Below are 19,622 nucleotides of genomic sequence, written 5' to 3'. Positions count from 1 at the left end.
TTAGCTTATAGAAAGGAAGGAGCAAAAGATATGGGAATTTTTAGTGCATTCACAAAGGATATGGGTATCGATTTAGGAACAGCAAATACATTAGTTTATATCAAAGGTAAGGATATTGTCATTAGAGAGCCATCAGTAGTTGCAATTCAAACTAATACAAAACAGGTTTTAGCTGTTGGAGAAGAAGCAAAAAAAATGATTGGTAGAACTCCTGGAAACATTGTAGCCATTCGACCTTTAAAGGATGGAGTTATTGCTGATTTTGATATAACACAAAGTATGCTTAAATATTTTATTAAACGTTCTTTACAAAGACGTTCATTATTTCAGCCTAGAGTAGTAGTATGTGTACCTAGTGGAGTAACAGAAGTAGAAAAAAGAGCAGTAGAGGAAGCAGCCATTCATGCTGGAGCTAGAGATGCTTACTTAATAGAAGAACCTATGGCAGCAGCCATAGGAGCAGGTCTTCCTGTTCATGAGCCAACTGGTAGTTTGATAGTAGATATTGGAGGAGGTACAACAGAAGTAGCAGTAATTTCCTTAGGTGGAATAGTTACTAGCAAATCCATTAGGATTGGTGGAGATGAACTAGATGAATCCATTGTGACCTATATAAAGAAAGAATATAGCTTGATGATTGGAGAACGAACTGCAGAGGATATAAAAATTACTATAGGTTCTGCTAATATAAATAACAAAGAAACTAAGATGAATATACGAGGAAGAGATTTAATAAGTGGTTTGCCTAAAACTATTGAAATAACCTCAAAAGAGATATATGAAGCTATGAGGGAGCAAATATATAATATATTAGATGCTATTAAATCCACTTTGGAAAAAACACCCCCTGAATTAGCTGCAGATATAATGGAGCAGGGTATAATGTTAACAGGAGGAGGAGCTTTGCTGGACGGTATAGATAGATTGATTATTAATGAAACAGGCATGCCTGTTCATATAGCGGAACAGCCATTGGATTGTGTAGCAATTGGCACTGGAAAAGCATTAGATAGTATAGAAATTTTGAAAAAAACTGTATCAAATAGTAAAAGAATAGGTTAAGTGGTGATATTATGTCATTTTTTAAAAAATACAAAAACAGAATGATAGTAACTGCAGTTGCTATCATTCTGATTATTGTCATTGGTATTACCAGCAGTAAAAGAATGGGATTGTCAAAAGTGGAGAGAATCGTTGGGAACATATTTTCACCTTTAGAAAAAGTTTTTTTCAACATAGGTAAAAGTGTTTCCGGTTTTTTCAATTCCATTAAGGATATTAGTACTTTAAGAGAAGAAAATGACAGGTTAAAACTAAGAGTTGCTGAGCTAGAAGAGAAAAATAGAATTCATGAAGATTTAATAGGTAAATCCGAATATTTAAAGAGTGAAAAAGAGTTAGTAGAGAATACTGATTATAATTTGATTGCAGCCCAGGTTATAGGCAAAGAGCCTGGCAATTGGTTTAATAGATTTACCATAGATAAAGGCTTGAAAGATGGTATTAAAAAAGGTGATACAGTTATACAAGGTGTGGAAATTGACGAAGGTATAATTCAAGAAGGAATTGTAGGAAGAATTGTTGAAGTAGGAGATAATTGTTCTAAAGTTATTTCCATAATAGATGAAAATAGTAAAGTTGCCTTTAAAGTGATAAGAACCCAGGATGGAGGAATAATATCACGCAGTGTAGATGGTAGATTAAATGGTTATTTATTTGATAGTAAAGCTGATATAATGAAGGGAGACAAGCTTTTTAGTTCTGGGTTAGGTGGTATATATATGAAGGATTTATATATTGGTGAGATTACAGATGTAATGAAGAAAGATGAAGATTTAACAAAACAGATTGAAATAGAGCCAGCAATTGATTTTAAAAAATTATATAAGGTTTTTATCATATCTAATTAAAATTGAGGGATTTAAATTGATTATATTTGTTACATTATTGATAATCATAATTAACTTCATACTACAATCTACAATACTACATTATTTTAGTATATTTGATGTGGTTCCAAATACAGCTCTTGTAATTATTGTCATAATTGGACTGTTAAGAGGGAAAAAAGCTGCCAGTATTGTAGGTTTGTTAGCTGGGTTATTACAGGATATAATTTTTAGCCCTGTAGTTGGAATAAATGGATTTATATATTTTTTTATTGGATATTTTGTTGGTATGGCTGAAAACAAGCTATCTAAAGACAATATATTAATACCTTTTTTTATAACTTTAGTTTCCACTATATGCTATCATTTGTTTTATTATCTGTTTATGTTCTTTTTATCTCATAATATATCTTTTCTCGACTTTTTTAAAAACATTATCATTATCGAAATGATTTATAATAGTTTAATATCTATTATATTATACAAATGGTTTTCTAAGATTTTTGTCATTCCTTCAATCAGGTTCAGAAGGAGATAGGGGTGTAAGAATTGAAAATAATAGAAAAATTAAAAAACCGATTCAATATATTAATTATAATACTAACAACTATTATGCTAATCCTTTCTTTTAAATTGGCTACTTTAACTATAGTAGAGGGAGATTACTATAGGGATATCTCTGATAATAAGAGATTAAAGGAGATATATATTACAGCGCCAAGGGGTGAAATCAGAGATAGATATGGTCGTCTATTAGCTGGTAATAAGCCTAGCTTTACTGTACAGCTATTAAAAGACGAATTAAACATTAAAGATAGGGATAAAAAAAACAATACACTTTTAACCTTAGCCAGATTGCTTGAAGAGGATGGGGTTATCTATGTGGATGATTTTCCCATTAAATTTAATATTTTTGATTATAGCAGCGAAGAAGTTTATGAACAAGAAAGCATGGCTCCATCAGAGAAGGTAATTGATATAATAATATCTAATAATTTGCTACCCCAATTATTAAGTACTTACTATATTCATCCAGACTATAGAGAGCATTATCAATTTTCGACTGTAAATAAGGCTATCAATGCTCTTGAAAACAAAGGAATAGATATGCCTATTGAAGTAGAATTAAGTGAAGAAGGATTAAAATTGAATTTTGATGATAATAAAGATATTGAAAATTGGAAAAGCAACCACCAAATTAGTAAAGAAGCTACAGCTAAAGAAGCAGTACTTAAATTAATAAACAATGACAAGAATATTATTAGGAAGATAATAGATCATCCTATATCTAGACAAATAGTTTTTAATATATTAAAAGAAAATAATTTAGATAACGGCTTAATATTGAAAGAGTACTCAATTACCTATGACGAAGAATATTTAGAGCAGAAAAGAGCTCTTATGAAAACTTTTCAAGATATTACCTTTAAAACTAGCCCAAAAGATGATTTTGTCAATATAGTTATTAAAACTTCATTAGTAGATTTATTGGAAAAGACAATTGAAGTTGAAAACGAAAAGGGGAAAGTTGAAAGAATTGTACCTGGGGAGATATTGATAAAAATAATAGAAGACAATGATTTAGAATCTCCTGTTACAATAGATATTGATGAAGAAGTTAATACGGTATTGTATACCCATATAGATGAAGGTTTGTCTAATACTAATGCTCCAATAGATACTTTAATAGATTTTACAAAGGAGAACAATCTGTTAAAAGATTTCATAACTGATGATAAAATTAAAGGTATAGCCCAAGAGTTGATATTGGAAAAAGGATATAACCCCAAAATATCTGTTTCAAAATGGGAATATGTATCCTTGGTAAATAAAAACGATTGGTTTGAAAAGTTTAAAATTCCTAAAGATACAAGTCCAAAAGAAGCTTTTTCCTATCTAATGGAATATTATAAAATAGATGAAGGATTAAGTAGATATGAATCTAGAGTCATTATGAGTCTATATAATCAATTAGATAAACAAGGTCATAGGGCTTATCAACCTATTAATATTGCCTATGGAATAAAAGACGCCACTGTGGCTAAAATAGAAGAGGGTCTTATGGAAATGCCTGGCATTCAAGTGTCTATTGAACCAGTAAGATATTATCCCGAAGGAGAAACAGCAGCCCATATACTAGGTTATTTAGGGAAGATATCCCAGGGGAATGAAATTGAAAAATATGTAAAGGAAATGAAATATTCTCCAAATGATATAATAGGGAAAACTGGTATTGAAGAGAAATTCGAGTCAGAACTGAGAGGAGAAAATGGAGTAAAAAGGGTAGAAGTTGACGTTTTAGGAAATACAACCAATGTTATAGATGAGGAAAAAGCAACACCAGGAAACATCATATACTTGACTATGGATTTAAAGCTTCAAAAAGTGGCAGAAGAGGCTTTAAAACATACACTTGAAGAAATACAAGTGGGAGGAACATTTAAAAGTAAATGGGGAGATTATAAGTTTGGAACCAGTAGGAGTAAAAGAAGACCCTATATAAATGCTACCTCTGGTGCAGTAGTAGTTACTGATGTAAAAACAGGGGAATTGTTGGCATTGGCTAACTATCCTGCTTATGATCCTAATCTTTTTTCTACTGGAATATCTAGCACAGACTGGGCAAGTTTATTCCCTGAAAATGAAGAAGATTTATTGGCCCCAAGGCCTTTATATAATATAGCTATTCAAACAGCTATACAACCTGGTTCCACCTTTAAGATGGTTACCGCCCTTGCAGCTTTAGAAAAGGGTTTTAGCCCTACAAAGACTATAAGAGACATGGGGAAGGTGGATATTGGACCCCAATCATTTGGTTGTTGGCTTTGGAACAATAATAGGCGTACTCATGGACCTGTAAATGTCTATGAAGCCCTTAGGGATTCTTGTAACTATTATTTCTACTCTCTTGCATTAGGTAGAAATCAAAAGACTGGAGAATCTTTAGGTATAAGAGTAGACATTGAGGATATAGCCAATATTTCCACGAAGCTAGGATTAAACGATAAAACCGGTATAGAAATTAATATACCTAGAGAAGCATCAGGTGGAGTGCCAAACCCACAAAGTAAAATAATGGTTACTAAGAGTATTTTGAAAAGGTATCTAAATAATAATATAAGATTTTATATAAAAGAAGATGAAGAGCTTACTAATGAAGAAATAGATGAAATAATTGAGGAAATATTAAGTTGGCTAGATATGGAAGAAATGCTAACTAGAAATGAGGTAATTAGGCGATTAGACTCTATGGGAATAGAACCAGAAAAACGACTTGAGGGAGAAGGAGAAGGCTTAGCTGATAAAATCAAATATACCTATTTAAATTTTGCAGGATGGGATATTACTGATACTTTGAATGTAACTATTGGACAAGGCCAAAATGCTTATACTCCAATTCAAATGGCTAATTATATTGCAACATTGGCCAATGGAGGGTATAGACATAAAGTTACTACTATAGATACTATAAAAAATTTCGATAATACAAAGACAATATTTAAGAGAGAAGTCAACCCTGAAAGAATTGAATTGAATGATTATGAAAATTTAGAACATGTAAAGGTTGGAATGAGAAAGGTAGCTACAGAAGGTACTGCAAGAAGTCTATTTGATAAATTCCCCATATCTGTAGCAGCAAAAACTGGAACAGCTGAAAGAACAGGTATAAATCCAGCCACTGGAGATACCTATGATGATTACGCTTGGTTTGTTGCATTTGCGCCTTATGAAGAACCTGAAATAGCTATTTCTATAGTTCTATTTCAAGGTGGAAGTGGTGGATATGCTGGACCTATTGCTAGGGAAATTATTGCTGAATATTTTGGACTTAATAGTACCGGTGAAAAGGAGGCATTACCCTTTGAGATTGAATTGGCAAGGTAATTTGTAGGCCTTCCAATTCAATTTTCTAAATTAGAAGGATTTTCTTAAACTAATAGAGAATATATAGAGAGAAGTAATAGTGGAGGTAATACCATTGAAAGAAGGATTAGTAAATTTTAGAGGAATTAAGGAAGGAATTTATATTTATATTAAAGAAGGAGATTTTCATCATATTAAAAAGGAATTAGACAAAAAATTAGATGAATCTATAGATTTTTTTAGAGGAGCTAATCTTTTAGGGATTAAAGGAGAAAATATTACCGAAGATGAAATTAATCAATTATATGAAATTATTAAAGATAAGTATAAGTTACATATATCAGAAGATGGATTACCATCCTATTTGGAAGAAGAAAAACCTTATGAAGGTATATATGAGGGAATGACAAAGTTTATAAATACTACAATAAGGTCTGGGCAAGTAGTTGAATACGATGGAAACATTGTTATAATAGGGGATGTAAATCCTGGAGCTCTAATCAAAGCAAGAGGAAATATAATAATACTGGGAACTTTGAGAGGAGTTGCTCATGCTGGGATAGATGGAAACTACAAAGCAATAGTGGCTGCTTATGATTTGCAACCAACACAGCTTAGGATTGCAAATATCATTGGAAGAAGGCCAGATGGAGATATAGTTACTTCTGAGTTGCCAGAGGTTGCTAAGATTTATGATGGGGAAGTTCTTATTGAGCCATATTTACCGAGAAAATAATGAAGAGGAGGAAGGAAAAATGGGAAAAGCAATTGTAATAACATCAGGAAAAGGTGGAGTAGGAAAAACTACCACAACTGCAAATATAGGCACAGGATTAGCCATATTAGGTAATAAGGTTGTAGTAGTAGATACAGATATAGGACTTAGAAATCTAGATGTTGTGATGGGATTAGAAAATAGAATAGTATATGATATAGTCGATGTAGTAGAGAAAACCTGTAGGTTAAAACAAGGCCTCATAAGAGACAAGCGATTCGAAGGCTTATTCTTATTACCTGCTGCTCAAACAAAGGACAAGACTGCAGTAAAACCCGAACAAATGATGGAACTAATAAATGAACTAAAAGAGGAATTTGACTATATTATCATAGATTCACCTGCAGGAATAGAACAAGGTTTCCAAAATTCCATTGCTGGCGCAGATGAGGCTTTTATTGTAACTACACCTGAAATTTCAGCTGTAAGGGATGCGGATAGAGTAATTGGGTTATTAGAAGCTCAAGGCCTTAATAATCCTAAACTAATTATCAATAGAATAAGACATGATATGGTAAAAAGAGGAGATATGATGAATGTAGATGATATTATAGATATATTAGCAGTAGATTTACTAGGCGTTATTCCTGATGATGAAGCCATTGTAATCTCCACTAATAAGGGAGAACCAGTAGTAACTGAAGATGAACCTTTATCAGCAAAAGCATTTAAAAACATATGTGACAGGATTATTGGAAAGGAAGTAGAATTACTCAATTTAGAAAATAATGAAGGTAAATTCAGTAAGTTAATCAAACTACTATTTAGCAAGTAAAGGGGGAGTAGTCTTGGATTTATTCAAATTTTTCGGTAAAAGTAAGCAAAGTAGCAAAAATGTGGCTAAAGAAAGATTGAAATTAGTATTAGTTCATGATAGATCTGATTTGTCTCCAAAATTTTTAGAAATGATTAAAGGGGATATGATTAGAGTAGTAAGAGAATATGCAGAAATAGACGAAGAAGGGTTAGACATTAAATTAACAAGAATGAAAAGGGAATCAGACAATATGCCAATGTCTGCTTTAGTAGCTAATATACCCATAATTAAAGTGAAGGACAATGATTAGCATTAAATGATTGTTAATAATCAAACAATAGTTGTAATTATTGGTTAATTTAGATATAATGTACTAGGGTTTTCATGTACTTACCTAATTATTTAAAAATTTTGGAGGGATACGAATGAAAAGAAGGTTAAGCTTATTAATTTTAGCCACAGTATTAATTGCGGCTTTACTTGCTGGATGTGGTAACCAAGAAAAAGAAACAGCAGGTGGAGATGCAAATGATACTCCAACTGCAGATGAAGCAGTAGGGAACTTACAAGATGGTACTTATTTAATTAAAGATCCTGTTAGCGACCATGGAAACTATGGTATGGTGAAGATGGAAGTTGCAGATGGTGAAATTTCTTCATTTAGTTATGTTGAAATATTAGCTAATTCAGGAGAAGAAAAAAATGAAGGAAATTACAAGTATCAAGAAGGGCTAGAAGTAATTAAAAACCTTAATGAACAATTCAATGAGAAGAAGGATTTAGATGAAATTGATTTTGATGCTGTATCAGGAGCTACTCATACCAAGGAAGGCTTTAAAGATATAGTCAGTAGACTATTAGCTCAAGCTGAAAAGGGTGAAACCTATACTCCAGTATATACTGATGGAGAATATACAGCAAAAGCAGAGGAAGCTAGCCATGGTTGGTTAGGAGAAGTAGTAGTAGTAGTAAAAGATGGACAAATTGTTGGAATAGATTATTTTGAATCTGCAGTAGAAGATATGGAAAGCAACAAGGTAGTATTTGATGAAGATAACAAACCAGTTACTGACAGCGATGGAAAGCCTAAAACGGAACCAGTTGAAGTTAAAGCAGGAGATAGAAAATCTGTTGATAACTATGCCTACTTAGATTCCTTTGACGTGATTAAAGGGGTTCAAAAATTAATAATTGACAACAATGGTACAGAAAACCTTGATGTAGATTCCATTACAGGAGCTACAAATACTAGAACTACTATGATTGAATTAGTTGAAAAAGCATTAGAAAGTGCAAAATAGAAATAAACCCTAACGTAATGTTAGGGTTTTTCTAAATATTGTTAAGAGAGGATAGTAATTATGAAGCTAAAAAGGGCTTTGATTTTTATAATAATAGCTGTAACAATTGCTTTAACCATTATAGGTTGTCTAAAAAAGGACAATGATGGACCTTTAACCAGAACAGAATTCTTAATGGATACGGTTATCACATTAAAAATATATGACCAAAAGGACAATAAAATACTAGATCAAGCCATTGACAGATTAAAAGAAATAGAAGAAAGAATGAGTAGAACTATAGAGACTAGCGATGTAAGTATGATAAACAAAAATTCTGGAATTAAACCTGTGAAAGTACATGAGGATGTATATTATGTAATCCAACAAGCAAAACGTTTTGCAACGATTACAAATGGAGCTTATGAACCAACTATAGGTCCTTTAGTAGATTTGTGGAATATAACTGGTAGGGATGAAGAAGAACGAGATTCCATACCTATAGAAGAAGAAATTAAAAAGAATATGAATCTAGTAGATTACAATGATTTGGAATTAATGGATGATAATCAAGTATTTTTAAAAAGAAAAGGAATGAAATTAGACTTAGGTGGAATAGTAAAAGGTTATGCAGCTGATGAAATTAAAAAGATATTAATGGATAATGGAGTGAAATCAGCGATTATAGATTTAGGAGGAAATGTCTATGCAGTAGGAGAGAAAGAAGACGGGGTATTTTGGAGGATAGGAATTCAAGATCCTTTTCAAGTAACAGGAAACTATTTAGGTATATTAAATATAAGGGATAAATCCATAGTAACATCAGGAGATTATGAAAGATTCTTCATATATGAGGGGAAAAAATACCATCATATAATCGATGCTAAAACTGGCTATCCATCAGAAAATGAAGTGGCAGGTATAAGTGTAGTATCTGATAAATCCATTGATGGAGATGCATTGTCTACAGCTTTATTTGTTCTAGGAGTAGATGAAGGAACCAAAATAGCTAATGAACTAGAGGGTATAGAAGTTATATTTATTACAAAAAATGGAGAAGCTTATGTCCACCAAAATATATTCGAACAATTCTCATTAAAAAACATGGATTTAAAATTGATTAAAAATCCAAACTAATAAGTAATAAAACCCACCATTAATAAATATCATAATAGTAGATTAAGGTGGGTGAAATTATGTATAAAAGAAGATATAATATTAGGTACAAAGGGATTCTTAATTATTTAAAGAGAAGATTTCATTATAAAAGACAATTGAATAAAATAATTGGTGTTTTAATAATTTTAATTCTGATTCTTATATTAAAAATTTTAAATAATAGCATTTCTTCTAATATAATTCAAATAATTCATAATGGCATAAATTATGAATTTAGTATAAAAAAAGATGGAAAAGTAATATTGGATTATGGTAAAAAAATATTGATGATACCAGAAAAGACTTTATCTGTCTTAAACATAACCAATTCCTCTAAATATTCACCTCCAATAGAAGGTGTAATTTATAATCCTTTTGGAGAAACTAGATATTTAGATGGAAGGACTAGTTTTAACAATGGAATAGATATTATACCAGATGAAGAAAAAGAGCCAATTTCTATTGATAAAGGAGTTGTTAAATCTATTGAAGACAGGGAATCCAAAGGTTATTTTGTCACAATAGAACATGATGATATTGTAACCGTATATGGATATTTAGTATCTGTCTATGTAACAGAAGGAGAAACAGTAGAGATGGGGACTAAAATTGGCACCTTAGGTACCAACAAAGATGGAAATAAGTACTTGCATTTTGAAGTTTGGGTAGAAGGTTTACCAGAAAACCCAATAAACTATGTAAATTTTAAAAAGAAACTATAAAACTGTCTAAGACAGTTTTGTTTTTATTCTATTCAAAAAAATAAAAAGATGATAAGATAGTACTATAGTACAAATGAAAAGGTGGTATCAGATGATAGATATTGAAAAATTCAATAAAGTATTAAAAAGAGTAGAAAAACCAGCAAGGTATATAGGTATGGAGGTAAATTCCACTAAGAAGAATTTAAATGATGTTAATGTTAAATTTGCCTTTGCTTTTCCAGATATTTATGAAGTAGGTATGTCTCATTTAGGTCTTCATATACTATATAATCTACTAAACCATGAAGAGGATATTGCATGTGAAAGGGTATTTGCTCCTTGGGTAGATATGGAAGAAGAGATGATTAAGGAAAATATCCCTCTATTTACTTTAGAGAGTAAAGAACCTGTAAAAAATTTCGACTTTTTAGGTTTTACATTACAATATGAAATGAGTTATACAAATATAATCAATATGCTCCATTTAGGAGATATCCCTATCCTTTCTAAGGATAGAGATGAGGATAGCCCTTTTATAATTGCTGGGGGACCTTGTGGATATAACCCAGAGCCCATAGCAGATATCATTGATTTTTTTGTTGTTGGAGAAGGAGAAGAAGTTACTCTGGAAATACTAGAAAAATATAAAGAGCTTAAAGAGAAAAAGGGCAGTAGATTAGACTTTTTAAGAGCAGTTAGTAGGATCGAAGGAGTATATGTACCAGCATTTTATAAGGTGTCCTATAAAGAAGACAACACCATAGATAAGATGGAACCATTAGTTGAAGGAGTGCCAAAAATTATAAAGAAGAGGATAATAAAGGATTTAAATAAAGTCTATTATCCTGAAAAACTAATTTTACCTTATATTGAAACAGTTCACGATAGGATTCCATTAGAGATATTTAGAGGTTGTACAAGAGGTTGTAGATTTTGTCAAGCGGGAATGATTTATAGGCCTGTTAGAGAAAAAGAGGTAGATAGATTATTGGAATTAGCAGAAAAGCTGGAAAAGAACACAGGATATGAAGACATTTCCTTAACTTCCCTAAGCTCTTGTGATTATTCTGAACTCCAATTATTAATCTCAAAATTGATGGATAGATTTGAAGAAAAAAGAGTTGGTGTTTCATTACCTTCCCTAAGATTAGATTCCTTTAGTATAGGAGTCCTTAAAGAGATTCAAAAGGTAAGAAAAACTGGTCTTACTTTTGCACCAGAAGCAGGTAGTCAAAGGCTAAGAGATGTAATCAATAAAGGGGTTACAGAAGAAGACCTAATTACAGCTATGAATTTTGCCTTTAATGAAGGATGGTCTACCATTAAATTATACTTTATGATTGGCCTTCCCACGGAAGAAGATGAAGATATAATAGGAATTAAGGATTTAGGTTATAAAGTAAAAGACATATTTTTCAGTCTCCCTAAGGATAGAAGAAGGGGTAATTTAAAAATCACCTTAAGTGCTTCTTGTTTTGTTCCTAAACCTTTTACTCCTTTTCAATGGGTAGGACAAAATTCTATAGATGAATTCTATGATAAGATTAATCTACTAAAGGATAATATTAGAGATAAAAAGATTACATTTAATTATCACGACCCTAAGCTTAGCTATCTAGAAGCAGTTCTTGCTCGAGGGGATAGAAGGCTATCAAAAGCTTTAATTAGAGCTTGGGAAAAGGGATGTAAATTTGATGGCTGGTCTGAGAAATTTGATTATGACAGATGGATGGAAGCTTTTAATGAAACTGGAATTGATGGTGATTTTTATGCATTAAGGGAAAGACAGTTGAAAGAAATACTCCCTTGGGATTTTATAGAACCTGGGGTTACTAAAGAATATTTAATCAAGGAGTATGAAAAAGCAAAAGAAGAAAAATTAACTAGAGATTGTAGACTAGGTTGTACTAATTGTGGTATCAATAAAAGCTTTACAGGTGGTGTTTGCAAATGATTCTAAGAGTAAAGTTTACAAAAGAAAACTATTTGAAATTCATATCCCATCTAGATTTAATGAGGTTGTTTCAAAGAGCTTTTAGAAGAGGACATATACCTATAGAATACTCTAAAGGATTTAATCCTCAACCTAAATTCTCTATAGCTAATCCTTTAGCACTAGGAATTGAAAGCATTGAAGAATACATGGACATAGATTTAAATAATAAAATGCCTATAGAAGATTTTATTGATATAATGAATAAGGAATTGCCAGATGGAATCAGGGTTTTAGATGCTAAGTATATAGAAGATAAAAAATCCATTTCAGCCCTTATTAGTTGGAGTTTTTATAAAATTAAATTTAAATCTAATAAATTAAATAGCAAAGAAGAATTCCAAGACATGGTAGATAACTGGTTAAGAGAAGAGGAAATCATTATTAAGAAGGTTAGACGTAAGGGTAGAAAGATAACTGAAAGAGATCAAGATATTAAGTTTTTTATTGGCAATATAGTTATTGAGAATTTTAGTAATGAGAAAAACTCTAATTCAGAATCTACAATAGTAATCCATTGCCTGCTAAAGGCAGGAGACAATGGAAACCTTAAACCAACAGATTTTATTGAAGCCATGGAAAAGTATCTTAATATAGGAATAGATTTTGATACTATAGATATAAAAAGACTCCAACTTTTTGCTGAAGAAAAGGGTAGAATTGTATCGCCAATGTAGAAAATTAGGAGAGGTAATATGAATTATATTTTTATTGATTCAAAGGATAGTACTGAAATAATAGGAATAGTAGAAAACAATAGGCTTGTAGAGTTCTATATAGATGAAAGAGATTACAGGAAGGAAGCAGGTAATATCTATAGAGGACGGGTAGTCAATGTATTACCAGGTATGGAAGCAGCTTTTGTGGATATAGGTGAGGGTAGAAATGCATATCTATATGTAAAAAATGCTGTACCAAAGGAAATGATTAATCAAAATGAACAAATTAACATTGATGATGTAGTAAGTAATGGAGAAGAGATAATTGTTCAAGTAATAAAAGAAGCTTCACAAAACAAAGGGGCTAAAGTTACAGCACATATTACCCTACCAGGAAGATTTGTTGTATTAACACCCTTTTCTGACAAGATAAGTCTTTCAAGAAAAATTGATAATGATGAAGAGATTGAAAGATTGAAACAAATTGGGAAAGATATGCAAAAAGATAATATGGGGCTTATATTTAGAACTAAAGCTTTTGGCGTGGAAAAGGAATTATTAATGGATGAATATAATATGTTAATAGATATTTTTCGAAAGATTGAGAGGGAGAGAAATTTTTTACCCTGTCCTAAATTGATATATAAGGAAATAGATTTATCACATCAAATTATTAGAGATGCTTTTGGCCATAAGATTGATAGTATAATCCTAAATGATAAAGAAAAATACGATAGTTTACTTAGTTTTCAAGGTGTTGTTTTTCCTAAGTTAGAAGGGAAGATATATTATGATAAAGATTTCAATATATTTTCTCAGGATAATATTATGAAGGGAATTCAAATAGCATTAGAAAGAAAAGTATCCTTGAAGAGTGGTGGGTATATAGTTATAGATGAAACAGAGGCATTGACTGCTATTGATGTTAATACAGGTAAATTTATAGGCGATAAAAATTTAGAAGATACAGTAGTTAAGACTAATTTAGAAGCAGCTGAAGAAATTTCTAAGCAGATTAGACTTAGAAATATTGGTGGAATTATAATAATCGATTTTATAGATATGAAAGAAGAGAAGGATATATCTGTAGTTTTAGAAAAACTACAGGACTATTTAAGCCATGATAGAAACAAAGTAAATATAATTGGAATTACTAAATTAGGGCTAGTAGAGCTTACTAGAAAGAAAGTAAGGAATAGCTTGAGTTCAAAGTTTATAACAAACTGTCCTTATTGTAATGGAAGAGGCAAAATTTTAGATAGAAGTATTGACAAAACAAAGTTTTTCTGGTAAAATTTTTGTTTGTAGGTAGCCGCTCAGTGTGGGTTTAAAGCTTAGTCACCTAACATTGGCGAGACTGGTTAGAGGAGGTGCACAATAATATGTATGCTGTAGTTGAAACAGGTGGAAAACAATACAGAGTTCAAGAAGGAGACATAGTATTTGTTGAAAAAATTGACACCAACGAGGGAGAAAAAATAGATTTATCGAAAGTGCTTCTTGTTTCAAAAGAAGATGATTTAATCGTAGGGAAGCCTTATGTGGAAGGCGCAAAAGTAGAAGCAACTGTACTAGAACAAGGAAAAGCAAAGAAGATTATCGTTTTCAAGTATAAGTCTAAGAAGAATTACAGAAAAAAACAAGGACATCGTCAACCTTATACAAAATTAAAGATTGAAAAGATTGTTGGTTAAAAATGATAAAAGTAACTATTTTTAAGGATAAAAAAGGTTATATCGGAAGGTATAATATTTCGGGACACGCAGGTTACGATATTAAAGGCAAGGACATAGTATGTGCAGCAGTTTCAGTTCTTGCACAGACTACATTGGTTTCTTTAGTTGAAGTTTGTGGGGTCCCAGAGAAAGAAATAGACTATACCATAGATGAAGAAAATGGTATTATAGATGTAACCATTTCTAAGGTTATAGATGATAACCTTAGAATGAAAACTGAAATAGTGTTAAAAACTTTAGAAGTTGGGATAAAATCAATATTAGAAAACTATCCGGAGTATGTAACTCTCAAATATAGGGAGGTGTAGAAAATGATAAAACTAAATTTACAGTTGTTCGCTTCAAAAAAGGGAGTAGGTAGCTCTAGAAACGGAAGAGACAGTGAAGCTAAAAGGTTAGGCGTTAAAAGAGGCGATGGTCAATTTGTTTTAGCTGGCAATATTCTTGTAAGACAAAGAGGAACTAAAATTCACGCTGGTAATAATGTAGGTAGAGGTGGAGACGATACTCTATTTGCTAAAGTAGATGGTGTTGTAAAGTTTGAAAGAAAAGGTAGAGATAGAAAACAAGTTAGCGTATATACTAGCGAAGAATTAGCATAAATTTCTAAAGCTTGCCAATATGGTAGGCTTTTTTTTCTGAATAAATATTAGAATATTTTTCACCTTCTAGAATAGAATAATATTTATATTGGTGAGATTAGCATTTTATTTGTTGACAGCCAATTATAAGTTGGTATAATTAAATTACAAAATGATAGAGGATGATATTATGTTTATTGATATAGCTAAAATCAATTTAAAGGCTGGCAAAGGTGGAGATGGAGCGGTGGCCTTTAGAAGAGAGAAATATGAGCCAGCAGGAGGTCCCTATGGAGGTGATGGGGGGAATGGAGGCAATATTATTTTACAAGGCGACGAAGGAATAAGAACTTTAATGGATTTCAGGTATAAACGTGTTTATAAAGCTGAAAATGGAGAAAATGGTAGGACTAAAAAACAATTTGGTAAAAAAGGACAGGATTTAATACTGAAAGTACCAGTAGGAACTCTAGTAAAAGATGAAGGTACTGGGAAAGTAATAATAGATATAAAAGAGCATAACCAAAGCTTCATAATCACCAAGGGAGGCAAAGGAGGAAAGGGTAATGCTAAATTTGCCACTGCCACTAGGCAAGCTCCAAGATTTGCTGAACCAGGGATGAAGGGAGAAGAAAGAACTGTTATATTGGAGTTAAAATTATTAGCAGATGTAGGTTTAATTGGTTTTCCCAATGTAGGTAAATCAACAATATTATCCATTTTATCTGAAGCAAAACCTAAAATTGCAAATTATCATTTCACTACACTAAAACCAAATTTGGGAGTAGTTAAAATAGATGAAGAAAAAAGCTTTGTAATTGCTGATATTCCAGGGTTAATTGAGGGAGCTCATGAAGGTGCTGGTCTAGGCCATGATTTTTTGAGACATGTAGAAAGGACTAAGGTCTTAGTTCATGTATTGGATAGCTCTGGTATAGAAGGTCGAAACCCAATAGAAGATTTTTATAAAATAAATGATGAATTAATTCAATATAATCCGAAACTAAAGGATAAACATCAAATAATTGTTGCCAATAAAATAGATATACCCCAGTCAGAAGTATGGATAGAAAGTATAAAAAAAGAATTTGAGCCTATGGGATATAAAGTTTTTACCCTATCTGCAGCAACTATGGAAGGAATTAACAAATTAAAATATGGTATATGGGAAGCTTTAAAAGATATAGAAACTGAATATGAAACCTTTGATGAAAAGGTAGATATAACCATTGGAGAGCCTGAAGAAGAGCCAATTATTGTTAAGAAAGAAAATGGAGTATATGTTGTGGAAGGTTCCTTTATAGAAAGGTTATTATATTCAACTAACTTTGACAATCATGATTCTTTAAGATATTTTCAAAACATTATAAGGCAAAGAGGTGTTGTGGATAAATTAAAAGAGCTAGGAATTGAGGAAAGTGATTCAGTATTTATCTGTGGATATGAATTTGAATTTTTTGATTAAATGGAGGGTTCGTGATTAAAATGGACTGTTTTAATTGTGGTAATTGTAAAGAAAACCAACCAACATATTATTGTCTAGCAAAAAATGAAGTAGTAATTAACAAAAACTATAAACCATCGGAAAAATCCAGAACAGGATGGAAGAAAGGTACCAAGAATTATGAGTCCCATAGAAGATTGTCTAGAAAAGAATTGGAAGTTTAAAATTAAAGGAGTGTAACAATTGTTAACAGGTAAACAAAGAAGTTATTTAAAAGGTATTGCTAATACCATGAACCCAATATTTCAAATTGGAAAGAATGGTATTACAGAGAACTTTATTAAGCAAGTAGATGAAGCCTTAGAAGCAAGGGAAATTATTAAAATAAAAGTATTGAATAATAGTTATTTAGATGCAACTAAAGTAGCTAATGATTTAGCTGCAAGCACTAATGCAGAATTTGTACAAAGTATAGGAAATAAACTTGTTTTATATAGGGAATCTAAAGAGAATAAAAAAATCCAATTGCCTTAATATGTAAAATTAATATAAACTTCAGAATTGATGTTTCTGAAGTTTATCTATTATAAGATAGAAAACAGGAGGGTGAGAAACTTGGCTAAAGAAAAGATTGGAATTATGGGAGGTACTTTTGATCCGATACATAATGGCCATTTAACATTGGCGGAATATTCCAGGACTACATTTAGTTTAGACAAAATACTTTTCATACCAACTGGGAAACCTCCCCATAAAGATGATATAGATATTTCGTCTAATAATCACAGATATGATATGACTTTACTTGCTATAAATTCTAACCCTTATTATTTTTTGTCATCTATAGAGATTCATAGGGAAGGTACTACCTATACAATCGATACAATAAAATATTTGAAATCAAAATATAATAATACAAAGTTCTATTTTATTTTGGGTTCAGACTCTTTATATCAAATACATAAGTGGAAAGATTATAAGGAACTATTAAGTTCCTGTAATTTTATTGTAGCTAAAAGAAAATATTTGGATAACAATAAATTAGAAGAAAGGATAAAGGAGTTAAGTGAATTATATAAAAGCAATATGAATATATTAGAATCTCCTCTAATAGACATCTCCTCTACTGAAATTAGGAATAGGATAAAAAATCAATTATCTATAAAGTATCTAGTTCCTGAATCGGTAGAATTATATATAGAGAAGAATAAACTATATAAGGAGTAGAAGACTACATGGTAGAACAATGGATTTATGAAAAACTAAAAAAAGATATTGGAATAAAAAGATTCAATCATTCCATAGGGGTTATGAATACCAGTATGAAATTAGCCAAACATTACGATTGTTCAATTGAGAAAGCTAAGATAGCTGGACTTTTGCATGATTGTGGCAAACTTCAAGGAGAAATAAATTTGTTGAAAATGGCTAATGATTTTGATATAATTCTAGATAATGTCATGAAAGTAAATAAAGAGCTTATTCATAGCCCATTAGGTGCCGAAATAGCAAAAAAACAATATAATATAAAAGATAGGGAGATATTAGATGCCATTCGTTTCCATACTACTGGTAGAGAAAATATGAGGCTGTTAGAAAAAATAGTTTATATAGCTGATTTAATAGAACCAAGTAGAGATTTTCAAGGTGTAGAAGAAATTAGGAAATTAGCCTATGAAGATATTGACAAAACTCTATTATTTTCAATAAATAACACATTGAAATTCATCCTTAAAAAAGGAAATCTAATACATCTAGATACTATTAAAGCAAGAAATCATTTATTAATTAACAAAAAGATGGAGTGAGGTCCGTTGAAAAAGACATTTTTAAAAAGTTTTTTTATTTCTTTTATTATATTTTCATTAGTATGGAGTGGCTTTATATATAAAAGCGTTATTAAAGCTACCAGTGATGCAGAAGAAGATGAGTACAAGGAAACTTTTATCGATAGATTGGTTGAGGGGAAAGATGATATTACATTTTTGTTATTAGGTGTAGATTCTAAAGATGTAAGTAAAAGCTCTGGTGCTAGAACAGATACTATGATTTTATGTAGAGTTGATAAATCTACCGGAGATATATCCATGCTTTCTATACCTAGGGATACTAAAGCTAGAATACGAGGTAAAAAATATGAAGAGAAAATTACTCATGCCCATGCTTATGGTGGACCAGAGTTGTCTGTAAAGGCGGTAAAGGATTTATTAGGTATAGATTTGGAATACTATGTTAAAGTTGATTACAAAATAGTAGAAGAAATAGTAGAGCTAATTGATGGAGTAGAAATAGATGTTCCAATGGATATGAATTATGAAGACCCAACAGCAGATCCGCCATTGTATATCCATCTAAAAAAGGGTCCTCAGAAATTAAATGGTGATAAAGCGTTACAGTTCTTAAGATTTAGAAAAGGATATGCTGACCAGGATTTGGGAAGGATTAAAGCCCAACAACAATTTATAAAAGCAGCTGCTGAAAAGGCTTTAAGACCAGCAAATATTGTAAATATTCCTCAAATGATAAAATCCTATTATGACAATGTAGATACTAATATACCTTTAGATATTATAATGAAATTTGCCATGAAAGCCAAAATATTTAATACAGAAGCAATGCAAATGGCTACATTGCCTGGAGAAGGGAAATATATTAATGGTATATCCTATTTTATTCCCGATGAGGAAGAAACCAGTAAACTAGTTAAATCTTTATTTACTGAATACAGAGCTGTTGAAAACATAGAAAATAGTGATAATGAAGTTAATTAATAGACCAGGAG

22 protein-coding genes are annotated in these 19,622 nt (G+C 31.2%); all 22 read left to right on the top strand.

Annotated elements, in window-relative coordinates:
- Window positions 1-30: 30 nt before the first annotated feature.
- Complete coding sequence (locus C3E90_RS05705) at window positions 31-1,062, top strand: rod shape-determining protein (RefSeq protein WP_236914702.1); 1,032 nt, start codon at window positions 31-33, stop codon at window positions 1,060-1,062.
- 11 nt (window positions 1,063-1,073) lie between these two features.
- A complete protein-coding gene (mreC, locus tag C3E90_RS05700; protein ID WP_236914701.1) occupies window positions 1,074-1,910 on the top strand; it encodes a rod shape-determining protein MreC in 837 nt (278 codons plus the stop codon).
- 16 nt (window positions 1,911-1,926) lie between these two features.
- Entirely contained in the window at window positions 1,927-2,427 is a 501-nt protein-coding gene (mreD, locus tag C3E90_RS05695; RefSeq protein WP_236914700.1) for a rod shape-determining protein MreD, read from the top strand.
- Window positions 2,428-2,438: 11 nt separating this feature from the next.
- Window positions 2,439-5,774: a penicillin-binding transpeptidase domain-containing protein gene (locus C3E90_RS05690; RefSeq protein ID WP_236914699.1), complete on the top strand. Its 3,336-nt coding sequence runs from the start codon at window positions 2,439-2,441 to the stop codon at window positions 5,772-5,774.
- Between the two features lie 94 nt (window positions 5,775-5,868).
- Entirely contained in the window at window positions 5,869-6,489 is a 621-nt protein-coding gene (locus tag C3E90_RS05685) for a septum site-determining protein MinC (protein WP_236914698.1), read from the top strand.
- A 19-nt stretch (window positions 6,490-6,508) separates the two neighbouring features.
- Window positions 6,509-7,303 (top strand): septum site-determining protein MinD, encoded by a 795-nt coding sequence (gene minD / locus C3E90_RS05680; protein WP_236914697.1) that lies wholly within the window; start codon window positions 6,509-6,511, stop codon window positions 7,301-7,303.
- Window positions 7,304-7,316: 13 nt separating this feature from the next.
- A complete protein-coding gene (gene minE / locus C3E90_RS05675; protein WP_236914696.1) occupies window positions 7,317-7,595 on the top strand; it encodes a cell division topological specificity factor MinE in 279 nt (92 codons plus the stop codon).
- A gap of 115 nt (window positions 7,596-7,710) precedes the next feature.
- Window positions 7,711-8,586: an FMN-binding protein gene (locus C3E90_RS05670; protein ID WP_236914695.1), complete on the top strand. Its 876-nt coding sequence runs from the start codon at window positions 7,711-7,713 to the stop codon at window positions 8,584-8,586.
- A 60-nt stretch (window positions 8,587-8,646) separates the two neighbouring features.
- Window positions 8,647-9,702 carry an FAD:protein FMN transferase gene (locus C3E90_RS05665; RefSeq protein ID WP_236914694.1) on the top strand — a complete coding sequence of 352 codons (1,056 nt, stop codon included), beginning with the start codon at window positions 8,647-8,649 and terminating at the stop codon, window positions 9,700-9,702.
- 59 nt (window positions 9,703-9,761) lie between these two features.
- Window positions 9,762-10,445 carry a murein hydrolase activator EnvC family protein gene (locus C3E90_RS05660; protein ID WP_236914693.1) on the top strand — a complete coding sequence of 228 codons (684 nt, stop codon included), beginning with the start codon at window positions 9,762-9,764 and terminating at the stop codon, window positions 10,443-10,445.
- Between the two features lie 91 nt (window positions 10,446-10,536).
- Window positions 10,537-12,381: a TIGR03960 family B12-binding radical SAM protein gene (locus C3E90_RS05655; protein ID WP_236914692.1), complete on the top strand. Its 1,845-nt coding sequence runs from the start codon at window positions 10,537-10,539 to the stop codon at window positions 12,379-12,381.
- Window positions 12,378-13,097, top strand: a complete 720-nt coding sequence (locus C3E90_RS05650; protein ID WP_236914691.1) for a TIGR03936 family radical SAM-associated protein — start codon at window positions 12,378-12,380, stop codon at window positions 13,095-13,097. Before C3E90_RS05655 ends, C3E90_RS05650 begins: the two co-directional genes overlap by 4 nt.
- 18 nt (window positions 13,098-13,115) lie before the next feature.
- Window positions 13,116-14,372 (top strand): Rne/Rng family ribonuclease, encoded by a 1,257-nt coding sequence (locus C3E90_RS05645; protein WP_236914690.1) that lies wholly within the window; start codon window positions 13,116-13,118, stop codon window positions 14,370-14,372.
- Between the two features lie 89 nt (window positions 14,373-14,461).
- Window positions 14,462-14,773, top strand: coding sequence for a 50S ribosomal protein L21 (gene rplU, locus C3E90_RS05640; RefSeq protein WP_236914689.1), 312 nt, complete (start codon window positions 14,462-14,464; stop codon window positions 14,771-14,773).
- 2 nt (window positions 14,774-14,775) lie between these two features.
- Window positions 14,776-15,123, top strand: a complete 348-nt coding sequence (locus tag C3E90_RS05635) for a ribosomal-processing cysteine protease Prp (RefSeq protein ID WP_236914688.1) — start codon at window positions 14,776-14,778, stop codon at window positions 15,121-15,123.
- Window positions 15,124-15,126: 3 nt separating this feature from the next.
- Window positions 15,127-15,417 (top strand): 50S ribosomal protein L27, encoded by a 291-nt coding sequence (gene rpmA / locus C3E90_RS05630; RefSeq protein ID WP_236914687.1) that lies wholly within the window; start codon window positions 15,127-15,129, stop codon window positions 15,415-15,417.
- Window positions 15,418-15,586: 169 nt separating this feature from the next.
- Entirely contained in the window at window positions 15,587-16,861 is a 1,275-nt protein-coding gene (obgE, locus tag C3E90_RS05625; RefSeq protein WP_236914686.1) for a GTPase ObgE, read from the top strand.
- Window positions 16,862-16,881: 20 nt separating this feature from the next.
- Complete coding sequence (locus C3E90_RS05620) at window positions 16,882-17,064, top strand: hypothetical protein (protein ID WP_236914685.1); 183 nt, start codon at window positions 16,882-16,884, stop codon at window positions 17,062-17,064.
- Window positions 17,065-17,083: 19 nt separating this feature from the next.
- On the top strand, window positions 17,084-17,374 hold the full coding sequence (gene yhbY / locus C3E90_RS05615) for a ribosome assembly RNA-binding protein YhbY (RefSeq protein ID WP_236914684.1): 291 nt from the start codon (window positions 17,084-17,086) through the stop codon (window positions 17,372-17,374).
- 81 nt (window positions 17,375-17,455) lie between these two features.
- The gene (nadD, locus tag C3E90_RS05610) at window positions 17,456-18,067 is read left to right on the top strand and encodes a nicotinate-nucleotide adenylyltransferase (RefSeq protein ID WP_236914683.1); all 612 of its coding nucleotides are present in this window, start codon (window positions 17,456-17,458) and stop codon (window positions 18,065-18,067) included.
- An 8-nt stretch (window positions 18,068-18,075) separates the two neighbouring features.
- Complete coding sequence (yqeK, locus tag C3E90_RS05605; protein ID WP_236914682.1) at window positions 18,076-18,648, top strand: bis(5'-nucleosyl)-tetraphosphatase (symmetrical) YqeK; 573 nt, start codon at window positions 18,076-18,078, stop codon at window positions 18,646-18,648.
- A gap of 6 nt (window positions 18,649-18,654) precedes the next feature.
- A complete protein-coding gene (locus tag C3E90_RS05600) occupies window positions 18,655-19,611 on the top strand; it encodes an LCP family protein (RefSeq protein ID WP_236914681.1) in 957 nt (318 codons plus the stop codon).
- The last annotated feature ends 11 nt before the right edge of the window (window positions 19,612-19,622 follow it).

The sequence above is a fragment of the Clostridium sp. Cult2 genome, from assembly GCF_021655075.1.
Taxonomy (GTDB): Bacteria; Bacillota; Clostridia; order Tissierellales; family Tepidimicrobiaceae; genus Schnuerera.
This window is presented reverse-complemented; position numbering and strand designations above follow the sequence as displayed.

Excerpts from the sequence above, each read along its gene's own strand:
- obgE (WP_236914686.1), top strand. The coding sequence starts at position 15,587 with ATGTTTATTGATATAGCTAAAATCAATTTAAAGGCTGGCAAAGGTGGA.
- rpmA (WP_236914687.1), top strand. The coding sequence starts at position 15,127 with ATGATAAAACTAAATTTACAGTTGTTCGCTTCAAAAAAGGGAGTAGGT.
- rplU (WP_236914689.1), top strand. The coding sequence starts at position 14,462 with ATGTATGCTGTAGTTGAAACAGGTGGAAAACAATACAGAGTTCAAGAA.
- C3E90_RS05670 (WP_236914695.1), top strand. The coding sequence starts at position 7,711 with ATGAAAAGAAGGTTAAGCTTATTAATTTTAGCCACAGTATTAATTGCG.
- C3E90_RS05620 (WP_236914685.1), top strand. The coding sequence starts at position 16,882 with ATGGACTGTTTTAATTGTGGTAATTGTAAAGAAAACCAACCAACATAT.
- C3E90_RS05645 (WP_236914690.1), top strand. The coding sequence starts at position 13,116 with ATGAATTATATTTTTATTGATTCAAAGGATAGTACTGAAATAATAGGA.
- C3E90_RS05655 (WP_236914692.1), top strand. The coding sequence starts at position 10,537 with ATGATAGATATTGAAAAATTCAATAAAGTATTAAAAAGAGTAGAAAAA.
- C3E90_RS05705 (WP_236914702.1), top strand. The coding sequence starts at position 31 with ATGGGAATTTTTAGTGCATTCACAAAGGATATGGGTATCGATTTAGGA.
- minD (WP_236914697.1), top strand. The coding sequence starts at position 6,509 with ATGGGAAAAGCAATTGTAATAACATCAGGAAAAGGTGGAGTAGGAAAA.
- C3E90_RS05660 (WP_236914693.1), top strand. The coding sequence starts at position 9,762 with ATGTATAAAAGAAGATATAATATTAGGTACAAAGGGATTCTTAATTAT.
- C3E90_RS05650 (WP_236914691.1), top strand. The coding sequence starts at position 12,378 with ATGATTCTAAGAGTAAAGTTTACAAAAGAAAACTATTTGAAATTCATA.
- C3E90_RS05665 (WP_236914694.1), top strand. The coding sequence starts at position 8,647 with ATGAAGCTAAAAAGGGCTTTGATTTTTATAATAATAGCTGTAACAATT.
- yqeK (WP_236914682.1), top strand. The coding sequence starts at position 18,076 with ATGGTAGAACAATGGATTTATGAAAAACTAAAAAAAGATATTGGAATA.
- C3E90_RS05635 (WP_236914688.1), top strand. The coding sequence starts at position 14,776 with ATGATAAAAGTAACTATTTTTAAGGATAAAAAAGGTTATATCGGAAGG.
- mreC (WP_236914701.1), top strand. The coding sequence starts at position 1,074 with ATGTCATTTTTTAAAAAATACAAAAACAGAATGATAGTAACTGCAGTT.